We start from the raw sequence: 13,689 nt of genomic DNA, 5'->3' as shown, positions 1-13,689 counted from the left end.
ACCTTATTTTCCTTGAGTTTGCCTCATCGCGAACGGCGCGCCGCGCACCTTCCCGTGGCGAGTGGTCCGACCACCACGGCGAATTGACATCATTAGGCATACCTAACCTAAACTCTCACCCCGTGTCCAAGATCGCTAGGGCCGTCCCGCCAGACAGCCTTTCCGCGCGGCGGTTCCGTCTACTCGCCGCCGGATTCGGTGCGTTGGCGCTGTGCGCACGAGACGTGGATGTCGGGCATCAGTGTCCAAGCCGTGGAGTACGTCCTTGAGGACGTGGCCAAGGCGACAGACATCGAACCGCCGACGAGATCGGCGCCCCTCCCTGCCATCCTCATCCGCTCGCACCCTGAAGTGGACTCACCCATGCGGCTGTACGTCCTTGCCCGCAACCCCACCGACTCCGTCACCGAAGGCTTCCTGCCCGCCGCGCACGGGCTCGGCCTCGACGTCACCCTTCTCACCGATCAACCGGACGCCCACCGGCGCGGTCCCGCCCAGGAGATCCTGAGGGGCCTGGAGATCCTTGAGTGCGATGTACGCGATTTCCGCGCCGTCATCAGCCGGATCTCCGCACACCACTCCCCCGGCGCCGTCTTCACCAACAGCGACCATCTGCAGACTGGGGCCGCGCTGGCCGCCGAATACTTCGGGCTGCCCGGCAAGGACTGGCGGACGGCGTTGCGCACCAAGGACAAGGCGCAGATGCGGCGCCATCTCGCGGCCGCGAGCGTCGACTCCGTCTGGTCGGCGGAACTCTCCGCGGGACAGGATCCGGCGGAACTCCGCGCACTCGACGTGCCGTTCCCGTGCGTGGTCAAGCCGCGGGAGGGCGTGGCGAGCGAGGACGTGGTGCTGGTCGACGGGCCCGGGGAGCTGGAGCGGCGGTGCGCGGAGATTCAGACACGGCGGCCGGGCGCCGCGCTGGTCGTCGAGGAGTATCTCGCCGGGGAGCTGTGCACCCTGGAGACTCTGGGCGATGGCCGGGTCCGGCACGTCCTGGGTGGCTTCCGTACCGAGGTGTCACCGCCGCCGTACTTCATCGAGGAGCGGATGACGTTCGTCCCGGCGCATCCGGAGGCGGTGACGGCTCAGGTCCTCGCCCAACTGGACGCGCTCGGTGTGGGGTTCGGCGCCTGCCACACGGAGTTCGTCGTGGCGGCGGGACGGGCACGGCTCATCGAGGTCAACTACCGCGCCATCGGCGATCAGTGCGACCTGCTCCTCGCCCAGCTCCTGGACATACCCCTCTTCGAGTACATCCTCCGTACGCATCTGGGCGAGCCGCTCCCCTCGGACCTGGGCGCGCGGACGGACGGCAGGGCCCGGCTCGACTACCCGTGCGCGCGGAGCGCGGGAACGCTGACAGCCGCTCCGCGTTCGTGCGAAGTGACGCTGGGCGGCGTACGGCTGACGTACCGACCGCTGCGGGAAGTCGGTGAGCGGCACGAACTGCACGGCACCAACCGGGACTTCCTTGGCGTGGTCCGCGCCACCGGCACCGAACAGGCAGCGGTGGACCGAGCCGTGGCGGACTTCCTGGCCGAGCATCGCTGGGAGATCACACCGTGATGGGAGGTACGGGCAGTACGGGAGGTACGGCCGGGGCCGCTTCCCCCACCGACAGCGTAGGTGCGGGCCTGGACGTCGAGGGTGAGCTCCTGTTACGCGTGCTGAGCGCTCTCCTGCGCGAGGACGTGGTGGGGTGGCGCACCGGGAGCGGCGTGGTGCGGCATTCGGACGGCTTGTGGCTGAGGCTGCCGGTGGGAGCGACGGTGCGGGACGATTCCGCGACAGCTGAGGCCACCGCCAGGATCCCCGCACCCCGGCCCGGCGACGCTCTGCTGATGCCCGTCCGCGCGGACGGCTATCAAGGGACGTACGCGGCTCGGCTCCCGCTGCTGCGGCGGGAGTCCGACGGCTCCGAGCTCACTGACGCGGGTGGCATTCTGTCCGCCCTGCGTGACCTCGCCGACCCCGTGGACCGTGGTGGGTTCGATGCCTTCGCCGCGGAGTGCGGGCAGGCGCTCGACGCCATGCGGCTGCACGCCGGAACGAAGGACGAGGCGGACACCCTGCTCACCGGCCGTCACGGCGCGGACCCCGCCGCCTGGAGCGGACTCGCGGGAGGTCTCGGCTACGACACACTCGCCGCGCGGGCGGATCATCCTGTGTATCCGACCTCGCGCGGCCGGTCCGGGCTCTCCGTTGCCCAACTGCGCGCGTACGCACCCGAGTTCCACCCCACCTTCGCGCTGCGGCAGCTCGCCCTGCCCCGCGAGGCCGTCACCGTCGGCGGAAGCACCGATGCCTGGCTCTCCCCCGGCGCAGCCGGAGCACCCGAGCTCGAAGGGAGCCATCTCCTGCTCCCCGTGCACCCCTTGACCGCGGATGGCCCCCTGCGGGACGCGCTGCGGGAGGCGGGGCTCGCCGGACGGGCCCAGCTCATCGACGCCCCCGGACCCGATGCCGTACCGACCCTGTCGATGCGTACCGTCGCTCTCTCCCGCGATCCCACGCGGCACCTCAAACTGCCGCTCGCCACCGCGACACTGGGCCTGCGCAATCGGCGTACGATCAAGCCGGGCACCCTCACCGACGGTGCCGCGGGCCAGCGCCTCATCGAAGCCGTCATCGCCCGCGAGCCCAGGTTTCAGGGGGTCGTCCTGCACGCGGACGAAACCCGCTTCGCCCACGCCGGGCATGAACTCCTCGCCGTGCTGCTGCGCCGCTACCCCGCCGGGCTCGAAGGCGCCGTCGTCGTACCGATGGCCGCGCTCATGTGCCCGGCACCCGGTGGCGGCGGCCGGCTGCTGATCGACCACCTCGCCGACCGCTTCTACGGCGGCGATCCCCTCGCCCTCCTGGACGCCGTACTCACCCTCCTCTTCGACTGGCAGACCACCCTCTTCGCGTACGGGATCGCTCTGGAATCGCACCAGCAGAACATCTCCCTGGTGATGGACGAGCACACGGGCGACGGCCGGGGCCGCCGCACGCGGCTGCGGCTGCTGTTCAAGGACAACGACGGGCCGCGCGTCAACCTCGCCCGGCTGCGGGACGTCATGGGGCGACAGGCGCCGGGCCGTGCGGAGTTCGACGACAAGAGGATCTTCGTCGACGGGGATCGTCCCGTGCTCGATCTGTTCACCACCATCACCGTCCACCTCTGCGCGGGCGCCTACGCGTTCGGGCTCGCCCGGCACGGCCACGCCCCGCTGGAGCGGCTGCTCCGGCTGGTGCGCGAGAGACTCACCGAGGCCGTCGAGCGGCTCGGCACGGGTCCCGGCGAGCCGGGCGCGCTCCTGCGGGCGTATGTCCTTGACGCTGCGGCACTGCCCGTCAAGGCAATGGTCACCGCGGGCACCCTGCTCTCCAAGGAGCGCTCCGGGGCCGCCGACATCAACAAGCACTACACGACAGGGCCCAACTACCTCCGATGGACGGCAACTTCATGATGGCCGGCGCACCGTCGGCACCCGCCCCAACAGAGGGCTCGACCGTGGGCTTCAGCCTGTCCGCGCCCCTGCCGACCGGCACCGCGATCGCTCTGATACCCCTGGCCGCCGCCACTCTTCCCGCCCTGTTCCGCCGCTCGCCCCGCATCCGCTGGAGCCGTTGATGTCCTTGCCGACCGGCACGTTCACCGCCCCGTCCGCACTGCCCGCCAAGGCCGCCGCCCTCCCCGCGGGCACCCCCGTCGCCGGCGCCGCGCCCACCCGTCTGCCCAGCGCCGACCAAGCGGTCACGCACACCCTCCTCAACTGCCTGCTGCGTGAGGTCTCGGGGCCCGAGCACCAGACCGCCGTCGTCGACGGCGATCTCCTGCTCAGGCTGCCGCGCCGCGGAGTTCTCCTGCGCGTCGCACTGCGCCGGACGTCCCTCCTCGGCGCCCATCGCTTCACCGGTCCCGTGACCGAGCAGCGGGACGGCGGCTGGAGGGAGGTGGACTGGCCGCGGCTCGCCGAGTACACGCACGCCGAGCTCTCGCTGCGCACGGGCGTGAGCAACGAGGAGTTCCTCGATCAGATCGCCTCCAGCCATGAGGGCGTCAGCGCCGCGATCGCCGCCGACCGCCCGGCGCCCGCCACGGCGACGGCGCCCGCCACGAGAACCGCCACCGCCACCGATGCGGACCCGAAGTGGCTCGCGGACTACCTCGCGTCCGAGCAGTCCCTGCTGTTCGGCCACCGCTTCCACCCCACCCCCAAGGCCCGCGGCGGCGACCTCGCCGACTGGTCCGCGTACGCCCCCGAAGCCGCGGCCGCCTTCCCGCTGCGCCACCTCGCCGTACGGGACCATCTCATCGCCGAGGAGTCGGCGCGACCGGGTGCCACGGACCCGCTGGACCGGCTCGGGGCCGTGCCGGACGGCTACCGGCTGCTTCCCGTGCACCCCTGGCAGTACGGCCTGCTGCGGGAGCACCCGGGGCTGCGCGCTGCCCTGGACCGCGAGGACGTCGTCGACCTGGGGCCAGGCGGCTCCCCCTTCGCGGCCACCGCCTCCGTACGCACGCTGTACGACGGTGACACCTTCCTGAAGTTCAGCCTGAACGTCCGCATCACCAACTGCCTTCGAAAGAACGCGCGTTACGAGCTGTCGGGCGCCGTCGCTCTCACCCGCGTACTCGAAGGCGCCCTTGACGATCTCGCCGTCCGCTTCCCGGACAGCGCCGTGCTCCGCGAGCCCGCCTACCGCAGTCTGGCGCTCGCGGACCCCGACGGCAGCCTTGACCTCGCCCTCCTGGAGGGCTTCGGCGTCATCGTCCGTGAAGGCCTGACCGGGCGGCTCCGTCCCGGTACGACGCCGCTGCTCGCCGGGGCCGTCGCGGACGAGTATCCGACGGGGCCGGGCCATATCTCCCGCCTGCTCGGCGGCGCGGGGCCGCAGCGGGCTCTCCAGTGGTGGCGGACGTATCTGCGGCTCCTGCTGCCGCCTGTGCTCGCCGCGTACTTCGACCACGGCCTGGTGCTCGAACCGCATCTGCAGAACGTCCTCGTCTGCGTGGACGACGACGGCATGCCCGCCCAGGTGCTCTTCCGCGACCTAGAGGGCACCAAGCTCCTCCCCGAGCGGCATGCCAAGACCCTGGCCGCGCTCCCGCCCGAGGTCGCGGGCCCGATGACGTACGACGCGCAGCGCGGCTGGGACCGGGTCGTGTACTGCCTCCTGGTCAACCACGTCGCCGAGCTGCTCGCCGCCCTCGCCGACCTCCATCCGCACACCGAGCCCGCCCTGTGGTCCGAAGTCCGTTCCGCTCTCCAGGAGTTCGCCGACACGCACGGCTGCCCGCCCCGGCTCAGCGCCCTGCTCGCCGGAGTGCCACTGCCCGCCAAGGCCAACCTGCTCACCCGCTGGGAGCGCAAGGCCGACCGGGACGCGGGTTATGTCCGTCTCACCTCCCCCTTTCCGCTCGCCGAGCATGTGCGGGACCCGGGCGCCCGCACCGACGCACCTTGGAGCACCGCCGGATGACCGTCCCCACTCCCGCCGTACGTGAGCGTGCCCTCGATCTGGCTCCGGAGGAACTGCCCGCCTACCTGTACGACCTGTCGGCCCTTGACGCCCATGCCGCCGCCGTGCGCGCCGCGCTCCCCCGGCAGGTCGAGCTCTACTACGCCGCCAAGGCCAATCCGGAGCCGGAGATACTGACCGCGCTCGGCCCGCACGTCGACGGCTACGAGGCCTCGTCGGGCGGCGAACTCGCCCATGTCGCGAAGGCGGCGGCGGGGCGCCCGCTGGCCTTCGGCGGACCCGGCAAGACACCGGACGAGATCACAGCCGCCCTTGAGCTGGGCGTTGAGCGCTTCCACGTGGAGAGCCCGTACGAGCTGCGGATGCTGGCCGCGCTGGCCGCCCGCGTCGTGCCGCACACCAGCGTCGGCGTCCTCCTGCGGTTCAACCTCCACCTGAACGACGCGTCTGTGGCCGGAAGTTCACTCACGATGGGCGGGCGCCCCACTCCGTTCGGCATCGATCCGGTCGACGCGGACGGTGTGGTCTCCGGCTTCAGCGGCGGCGGCTTCCCTCAGCTTCATCTGCTCGGCGTGCACGCCCATTTGGCCAGCGGGCTCGACGCACCGCGGCAGCTCGCGGTCGCCGAGTCCGTCGTGGCCTGGTCGCAGGCGCTCTCCCGGCGGCACGGCGTCCGGCTGACGGAGGTGAACGTCGGCGGCGGAATGAGCGTGGACTACGCCGACCCCGGCGCGCGCTTCGACTGGGCCCGGTACGGCGACGGCCTAGCCCGGATCTGCGCGGCGCATCCTGAACTCACGCTCCGCATCGAGCCGGGGCGGGCACTGACCGCGTACTGCGGTTGGTACGCCACAGAGGTTCTGGACGTGAAAGAGAGCCACGGCGAGGAGTTCGCCGTGGTGCGCGGCGGCACCCACCACCTGCGCACCCCCGCGGCCAAGGGCCACGACCAGCCCTGCGCCGTGCTCCCGGCGCGGGAGCCCTGGCCCCACCCCTGGCCACGGTCCGAGGCGCTGCAGAACCGGGTGACGTTCGCGGGGCAGTTGTGCACTCCCAAGGACGTCCTGTCCCGGCGCGTTCCGGTGGCGGGGCTACGGGCCGGGGACCGGGTGGTGTTCGCGATGGCGGGCGCGTACGCGTGGAACATCTCGCACCACGACTTCCTCATGCATCCGGGACCGGGCTTCCACTTCCTCCCGTAGCACCGCTCAATACCTCTTTGGTGCCCCTCAATACCCCTTGGACCATCGCACGACGTTGCGCAGCGGCTCTCCGCCGACGAACCGCCGCCAGTTGTCCTCGAAGAGATCGAGTATCCGCTGGGTCTCGTCGCGTGAGCCACCCGCGGTGTGCTGGGTGAGGATGACGTTCGGGCAGCTCCACAGCGGGTGTCCGGCGGGCAGCGGCTCCTCGCGGGTGACATCGAGGGCCGCGCCGCCGAGTCGGCCCGAGCCCAGGGCCGCGACCAGTGCGTCCTCGTCGGCCAGGGTGCCGCGCCCGGCGTTCACGAAGACCGCGCCGGGGCGCAGCCGGTCGATGCGCCGCCGGTCGAAGAGGTCGGCGGTCTCGTCCGTACCCGGCAGCAGACCCACGACGATGTCGAAATCGGGCAACCGGGCGTCGAGTTCCTGCCGGGTGCGGATGTCGCCGTCACCGCGTGCGAAGTGCGCGACGGAGCAGCCGAAGGGCGCGAGGAGTTCGGCGAGACGCAGGGCGATGGCTCCCCTGCCCAGGATGAGGACGTTCGCGCCGCCCAGGAGTCGAAGCCCCGGCCGTACGTCGAGTCTCGACCAGGTCTCCCCCGCGCGGAGTCCGGTCAGCACGTCGATACCGCGGTAGAGCGCGAGGATGCCGGCGAGGCAGGTCTCCGCGACCGGATCGGCGAAGAGCCCTCCGAGATTGGTGACGGCGAGGCGCTGCCCCAGGACAGGCCAGTCGAGGCCGGTGTACCGGTCGATGCCGACGGACGTCAGCTGCATCCACCGCAGGTGCGGCGCTTTCGCCACCCAGTCCGCTCTCGGGTTGCCGAGTGCGATGTGGGAGTCGGCGAGGACCTGCGCGTCGCCGATCGAGTCGGAGTCCGGTTCGGTGAACCAGACATGCCCCGGTGCGATGGCGCGCAGCCGCTCCTGTTCGGCGGTGTCGAGCGCCAACTCGACATAGAGGACGGCGTCCGGTGGCAGGGCAGCCCGGTCGGCGACCTGCGGAGCGTTTGGTGCACGGACCATTCCTGATACCCCCGTGGTAAGGAAAGTGCTGGTGAACGCACGTTCACCGAATTTAGGGCTTCCGCTCCACGGAGGTCAACAGCGGGCCTGCGGGGTCAGGCTCCTGTCGTGGAGCCGGGCCTGATGATCATGAGTACGGTGACGGTGGCCCAGAGCAGGTTGAATACGCCGGTGTACATGGCGAGTCGGGTACTCGCGCGCTCGCCCAGGACCACCGTGCCCGCCCCGTCGGCCAGTTGGCCGCCCTCGCCGTCACCGCCTTCCCCTGCCACCGCCGCGAGTGCCGCCTCCTGACGTGGCAGAACCAGGATGATGAGCACCACAGCCGCGGCCATCGTGAGGACGATCGATGCGATCAGCCAGGCGCTGGTGAGCACGTTCAGGCTGCTTGCGGTCGCGAACCCGGTGACCGGGACGGCGACGCCGACGAACGCGTACACGGAGCAGATCCGCTGCAGCAGACGCAGCGAGGAGACGGCCGCCGTGTCCTGCGGGTCGGCCCGCGCCCGGCGCAGGGTGGCGGGGAACATGCTGGAGGCCACGGTGACCGGGCCGATGGCGATGATGGCGGCCAGCACATGGAGCGTCAGGAAGAACTTGGTCACGGCAGAAGCCCTCGGGATTCCGGAGAACGGGGGAACGGGGGGAACGGGGGGAACGGGGGGGAACAGAGAACGGGCAACGAGGACCGGGGAAATCTGGCGGCTCCCCGATCGGGGCCCAGAGGCCGAGACTAGCCAGCGCCCGCATCCGTCGACAGTGGCATTAGTGACATGCTTCGCACAGATAACGCCATCGGCTCTTCAGGCAGCTCATGAGGTGTGAGCACGTCACATCTCCAGGCCGCAGGCTTGGCGGGATGGTGACTCTGGCTTACATTTCCGCCATGCACACCGTGGCCGTCCTGGCGCTTGACGCCGTCATTCCGTTCGACCTGTCGACCCCCATCGAGGTCTTCAGCCGCACCCGGCTGCCGGACGGGCGGGCCGGCTACCGAGTGCGGGTCTGCGCCGCCGCGCCGCGGATCGACGCCGGTCTGTTCACGCTCCAGGCGCCGTGGGGCCTGGAGGGGCTCGCGGACGCGGACACGATCATCGTGCCCGGCATCTCCGACGTCTCCCGGCCTGTTCCCGACGCGGTGCTCGACGCACTGCGGGACGCCGCGGCCGACGGGACGCGGATCGCCTCCATCTGCGTGGGCACCTTCACGCTCGCCGCGGCCGGCCTGCTGTCCGGGCTCCGCGCCACCACGCACTGGCTGGCGGCCGGCAAGCTCGCCGAGTGCTACCCCGACATCGACGTCGACCCGGATGTCCTCTACGTCGACAACGGGCAGATCCTGACGTCCGCCGGTGCCGCCGCGGGCCTCGATCTGTGTCTGCACCTGATCCGCCGCGACTACGGGTCCGCCGTCGCCGCCGACGCGGCCCGCCTCTCGGTGATGCCTCTGGAACGCGAGGGCGGCCAGGCCCAGTTCATCGTCTCCGAGGCGCCGCCCACACCACAGGGATCGGAACTCGAGCCACTCCTGCGCTGGCTGGAGGAGAACGCCGAGCGCGAGCTCACTCTGGAGGACATCGCGGGCCGGGCGGGCATGAGCACCCGGACCCTGTTGCGCCGCTTCCGTGAGCAGACGGGCAGTACGCCGCTGCAGTGGCTGCACCGCACGCGGATCCGGCAGGCCCAGCACCTGCTCGAAACGACGGGGCACTCCGTCGAGCGCATCGCCGTACAGGTCGGCTTCGGCTCACCCACTGCCTTCCGTGACCGCTTCAAGCGTGTCGCAGGGGTCAGCCCGCAGGCCTATCGCAAAGCGTTCCAGTGACCGATGGCCTGTGACCGCTGCCCCTGAGGTCTCGATGTGCGGCGCTCAGGCCTTCCGCGCCTCGACGAGGCACCAGTTGGGGCTCCCGTCGGCACGGCGACCGAACTCGTCCAACGCGTGCAGCCGCACAGTGAACCCGGCCCGGCGCAGGTCCTCAAGCACGCCTCGCAGCGGGAAGGTCCGGTAGTACATGACGAACGGCGGACGCCACAGCAGATTCCGCACCCGCATCACCCCGTCGAAGCCGAGCAGCGCCCAGTACAAGGGCGATGTCATGGGCTGCGGCGCCCCGATCGGGAAGGCGAAGACCCCTCCGGGCCGCAGCACCCCGCGGATCTCCGCGAACAGCCGTGGCCGCTCGGCGGGCAGGAAGTGCCCGAACGCCCCGAAGCTCACCGCCAGGTCGAAGGCCTCGGCGAACGGCAGGGCACGGGCGTCGGCCCGCACCCACTCCACCGCGGGCCCACCGTCTTGATGCTCCACGCGGCCCCCATGCTCCGAAGCGGCCTGCGCCCGGGCCAGCATCCCGGCGCTGAAGTCGACGCCGGTCACCCGCTCCCGGCACAGCGGCAGCAGCGTCTCCACGCCCGCGCCGGTGCCGCAGCAGACATCCAGACCCGCGTCGAAGGGCCCGAGGCCACGCAGTGAATCCGCGACCGCGTGCAGCATCCGGGCGGGCGTGCGGAACGGGGTGTGGTCGAACTTCGGGGCCAGCAGGTCGTAGCCGTCCTCGATGGAGGAGAGCGCCTGCACGGCCAGTTCCCGGAGTGTGGGTCCCTGAGAGGTGAACACCGTCCCCACCCTAGTCAGCGGCGGGGCGTGGCCGGACCACGCCCCGCACCGCCGTCTGTCGAGGAACCAGCTGCGGAACTAGCTGGTGAAGAACTCGCTGACCTGCTCCGCGAACTGCTGCGGGCTCCCCTCGTGCACCGAGTGCCCGACCGGGATCGTGATCATCCGGGAGTCGGGGATCGCCGTGGCCATGTCGGGGATGTGCTCCTGCGGCATGCTGCTGTCCGGGCCGCCCGCCACGATCAGGGTCGGTGCGACGATCTCACCGAGGCGCTCGGCCCACTCCGGGTCCGGGTCGAAGATCTGGGCGCGGACCGCGGGGGACACGGGCCAGTCGAAGTCGATGGCCTCGTCGGGGCGGGGAGCGTCGACCATGTCGCGCGGATAGGGCGGCGGCGTCTCCTCCAGGACGAGACGCTCGACGCGGTCAGGGTGATCCTCGGCGAGCAGGTACGCCACGACCCCGCCCATGGAGTGGCCGACGACGCCGACGCGGTCGAGGCCCAGCTCGTCCAGGAAGCCGAGCACGTCGTCCCGCATCAGCTCGACCGAGTACTCGTCCGGCCAGTCGCTCTCCCCGTGCCCGCGCAGATCAATCGCGTACACCCGCCACTCCTCGCCGAGCACCTGCCCGACCTGCTCCCAGGTCGCCGAGGAGCCGCCGAGCCCGTGCAGCAGCACGACGGGCGCTCCGTACGAGTCGCCCCAGGTCCGATAGGCCAGGCGTACGTCGCCCACATCCACCACTGCGTGATCGTTCATGGCCCTGACGCTACAGCGCATGGCCCGACCCATTGAGCAGTGGCCTGGACCCATGCTAGAAAGCGCTTGCTCTTTCAGCTTCCCGCGGATCCCACCCGCCCCATCCGCTCCCCTGCCTCTCCCCGCCTCCACCATCGGAGACCCCATGCACTCTCCCTGGTCCCGCCGTACGTTCCTGCTCACCACCGGCGGCTCCGCTCTCGCCCTGACGGCCTCGGGGCTGCTGCCCTCCGACGAGGCGGAGGCGGCGGTGGCTGCCGACGAGTACGCGGCGCTGCGCGCCAAGTGGCGCACCTTGATACTCGGCGAGGGGTTCTCGCCCACGGCCGAGCCCTTCAAGAGCCGCCTCGCCGCACTCGGCACCACCGCGAGAGAGCTGCGTGCCACCATGGCCCCGGCCGCGGGCTCCCTGTGGCCGGACGCCTCCTACGCCGATCCCGATCCGGACACCGACCAGGAGTCCTACGGCTACTCGGCGAACATGGTGACCGGCTACAGCAGGCTCAGCACCATGGCCCAGGCCTACCGGCAGGAGGGGACGGGCCTGACCGGCGACGCGGGTCTGAAGGCCGACATCCTCACCGGTCTCGACCATCTCCATACGCAGGTCTACAACGAGACCCAGGCGCGCTTCGGCAACTGGTACAGCTGGCAGATAGGCGCCCCGCAGAGCCTCCTCGATATCTGCGTGCTGATGTACGACCAGCTGTCGGCGACCCAAGTGGCCAACTACTGCAAGACCGTGGACCACTTCGTGCCCGACTCGGCGGTGGGCAGCTACACCGGGACGAGCACCGGCGCGAACCGTGTCGACCTGTGCCGGGTGCTCGCGCTGCGCGGGGTCGTCGGCGCCGATGCCGCGAAGATCGCGCTGGCCAGGGACGCCCTCTCCCCCGTCTTCCCGTACGTGACGTCCGGCGACGGCCTCTACACCGACGGCTCGTTCATCCAGCACACCACCGTGCCCTACACGGGGTCGTACGGATCGGTGATGCTCGGCGGGCTCGGCATGCTCTTCTCCCTGCTGCGCGGCTCCAGTTGGGAGGTCACGGACACCAAGAAGCAGATCATCTTCGATGCCGTGGAGAAGGCGTGGGCCCCGTTCATCTACAACGGTCTCGTCATGGACGGCGTCGCGGGCCGGGCCATCAGCCGCGGCCTCTCCATCTCCGACGCCACCAGGACTCAGGCCGACGACCATCGGCGCGGCCACCCCATCATGTCCGCCGTGGTGCTGCTCGGTCAGGGTGCGAGCGCCGCGGAGAACGCGCGCTGGCGCGGTCTGGTCAAGGGCTGGATGCGGCGCGACTACTACAGCCCGCCGCTGAGCGACTCCTCGCTCGGCCTGACAGCGCTGGCCCGTCTGAAGGGGGTCGAGGACGACGCTTCGGTGAGCGCGATCGCCGAGCCCACCGGCCACCGGATCTTCCCCGACATGGCCCGCGCCACACACCGGCGCCCCGGCTGGGCGGCTTCGATCAGCATGGCCGATCCCCGCATCACGTACTACGAGACGGGCAACGGCGAGAATCTGCGCGGCTGGCACACGGGCTCCGGCATGCTCTATTGGTGGGGCGACACCTACGCCAACGGGCAGTACAGCGACGCCTTCTGGCCCACCGTCGACCCGTACCGGCTGCCCGGCAGCACGGCGTCGCGCAAAGCGCTCGCGGACGCGGCGGGTGGCGACTGGGGCGCGTCGCGGCCGGACGTGAAGTGGGTGGGCGGCGCGAGCGACGGTCAACGCGCCTCCATCGGGCAGTACTTGAAGGGCCTGCAGAGCACCCTGCGCGCGAAGAAGTCCTGGTTCTGCCTGGACGACGCGATCGTCTGCCTGGGCGCGGGCATCGTCTGCACGGACGGCACCGCGGTCGAGACGACCGTCGAGAACCGCAACCTCGGCCCGACGGGCACCGCCCCCTTCCAGGTGGACGGCCTCACCAAGCCGACCACCGCCCCTTGGTCGGCGAGCCTGAGCGGCGCCAAGTGGGCACATATCGGGGGCCACGGCGGTTATGTCTTCCCGCGCGGCGCGACGGTGAAGGCGCTGCGCGAGGAGCGCAGCGGCAAGTGGAGCGACATCAACAAGGGCGGCGCCACGACCGCGCTCGCCCGCAAGTACCTCACGATGTACGTCGACCACGGCACCGCCCCCACGAACGGGACGTACGCCTACGTCCTGATGCCCGGCGCGAGCGCGGCGCAGACGGCGGCCCGGTCGGCGGACGCCGGATGGCTTCAGGTCCTGGTCAACTCCGACAGTCAGCAAGGGGTTTCCGTGCCCTCGATCGGCTTCACCGGGGTCAACTTCTGGCTCGGCGGCACCGCGGGCAAGCTCACCGCGAGCGCGCCCTGCTCGGTGCAGATCAGTGAGAAGAGCGACGGCACGGCGGTCATCTGCGTCAGCGACCCGATGCGCGCGCGGACCTCCCTGACGCTCACCTGGAACCGCGCCGTGTCCGCGGTGACGGCCAAGCCCGCCACGGTCACGTCGGCGGTTACGGGTGCCTCCCTGCAGCTGACCTTCGGGGATCTCAGCGGCACGAAGGGGGCCGGTCAGCGGATCAGCGTCAAGCTGGGCAGCAGCTCGTAGCACCGATGCTTTCCGGT

General features: G+C 70.9%; 11 protein-coding genes. 7 read left to right on the top strand and 4 right to left on the bottom strand.

The genetic code is table 11. The features are described from left to right. Nucleotides 1-363 precede the first annotated feature (363 nt). Genes ACFVXC_RS19330 through ACFVXC_RS19310 form a run of 5 tightly spaced genes read left to right on the top strand, consistent with a single transcriptional unit; the run spans nt 364 to nt 6,674 of the window. Nucleotides 364-1,569 (top strand): acetyl-CoA carboxylase biotin carboxylase subunit family protein, encoded by a 1,206-nt coding sequence (locus ACFVXC_RS19330; protein ID WP_389906927.1) that lies wholly within the window; start codon nt 364-366, stop codon nt 1,567-1,569. Then, nucleotides 1,569-3,455 carry an IucA/IucC family protein gene (locus ACFVXC_RS19325; RefSeq protein ID WP_389906925.1) on the top strand — a complete coding sequence of 629 codons (1,887 nt, stop codon included), beginning with the start codon at nt 1,569-1,571 and terminating at the stop codon, nt 3,453-3,455. Before ACFVXC_RS19330 ends, ACFVXC_RS19325 begins: the two co-directional genes overlap by 1 nt. Next, nucleotides 3,437-3,619: a hypothetical protein gene (locus ACFVXC_RS19320; RefSeq protein ID WP_389906627.1), complete on the top strand. Its 183-nt coding sequence runs from the start codon at nt 3,437-3,439 to the stop codon at nt 3,617-3,619. The genes ACFVXC_RS19325 and ACFVXC_RS19320 overlap by 19 nt, the downstream gene beginning before the upstream one ends. Beyond that, nucleotides 3,619-5,472 carry an IucA/IucC family protein gene (locus ACFVXC_RS19315; protein ID WP_389906626.1) on the top strand — a complete coding sequence of 618 codons (1,854 nt, stop codon included), beginning with the start codon at nt 3,619-3,621 and terminating at the stop codon, nt 5,470-5,472. The genes ACFVXC_RS19320 and ACFVXC_RS19315 overlap by 1 nt, the downstream gene beginning before the upstream one ends. Next, complete coding sequence (locus ACFVXC_RS19310) at nt 5,469-6,674, top strand: type III PLP-dependent enzyme (RefSeq protein WP_389906625.1); 1,206 nt, start codon at nt 5,469-5,471, stop codon at nt 6,672-6,674. Before ACFVXC_RS19315 ends, ACFVXC_RS19310 begins: the two co-directional genes overlap by 4 nt. A 27-nt stretch (nt 6,675-6,701) precedes the next feature. Here ACFVXC_RS19310 and ACFVXC_RS19305 read toward each other — a convergent pair whose 3' ends face one another. Then, on the bottom strand, nt 6,702-7,700 hold the full coding sequence (locus ACFVXC_RS19305; RefSeq protein ID WP_389906624.1) for a D-2-hydroxyacid dehydrogenase: 999 nt from the start codon (nt 7,698-7,700) through the stop codon (nt 6,702-6,704). 95 nt (nt 7,701-7,795) lie between these two features. Then, nucleotides 7,796-8,305 (bottom strand): hypothetical protein, encoded by a 510-nt coding sequence (locus tag ACFVXC_RS19300; protein ID WP_389906623.1) that lies wholly within the window; start codon nt 8,303-8,305, stop codon nt 7,796-7,798. 281 nt (nt 8,306-8,586) lie between these two features. Here ACFVXC_RS19300 and ACFVXC_RS19295 point away from each other — a divergent pair, with 281 nt between their 5' ends. After that, nucleotides 8,587-9,525 (top strand): GlxA family transcriptional regulator, encoded by a 939-nt coding sequence (locus tag ACFVXC_RS19295; RefSeq protein WP_389906622.1) that lies wholly within the window; start codon nt 8,587-8,589, stop codon nt 9,523-9,525. A 45-nt stretch (nt 9,526-9,570) separates the two neighbouring features. On the opposite strand, the gene ACFVXC_RS19290 is transcribed toward ACFVXC_RS19295, so the two are convergent. Both ACFVXC_RS19290 and ACFVXC_RS19285 read right to left on the bottom strand, forming a co-directional pair. Next, the gene (locus tag ACFVXC_RS19290) at nt 9,571-10,317 is read right to left on the bottom strand and encodes a class I SAM-dependent methyltransferase (protein ID WP_389906621.1); all 747 of its coding nucleotides are present in this window, start codon (nt 10,315-10,317) and stop codon (nt 9,571-9,573) included. A gap of 78 nt (nt 10,318-10,395) precedes the next feature. Continuing rightward, nucleotides 10,396-11,079 (bottom strand): alpha/beta fold hydrolase, encoded by a 684-nt coding sequence (locus ACFVXC_RS19285; RefSeq protein WP_389906620.1) that lies wholly within the window; start codon nt 11,077-11,079, stop codon nt 10,396-10,398. A 145-nt stretch (nt 11,080-11,224) separates the two neighbouring features. Here ACFVXC_RS19285 and ACFVXC_RS19280 point away from each other — a divergent pair, with 145 nt between their 5' ends. Then, entirely contained in the window at nt 11,225-13,672 is a 2,448-nt protein-coding gene (locus tag ACFVXC_RS19280; RefSeq protein WP_389906619.1) for a polysaccharide lyase 8 family protein, read from the top strand. Nucleotides 13,673-13,689: the final 17 nt, after the last annotated feature.

The organism is Streptomyces sp. NPDC058257 (assembly GCF_042881845.1).
Taxonomy (GTDB): Bacteria; Actinomycetota; Actinomycetes; order Streptomycetales; family Streptomycetaceae; genus Streptomyces.
The sequence above is the reverse complement of the archived record's forward strand: the minus strand, read 5'-3'. Positions and strand labels throughout refer to the sequence as shown.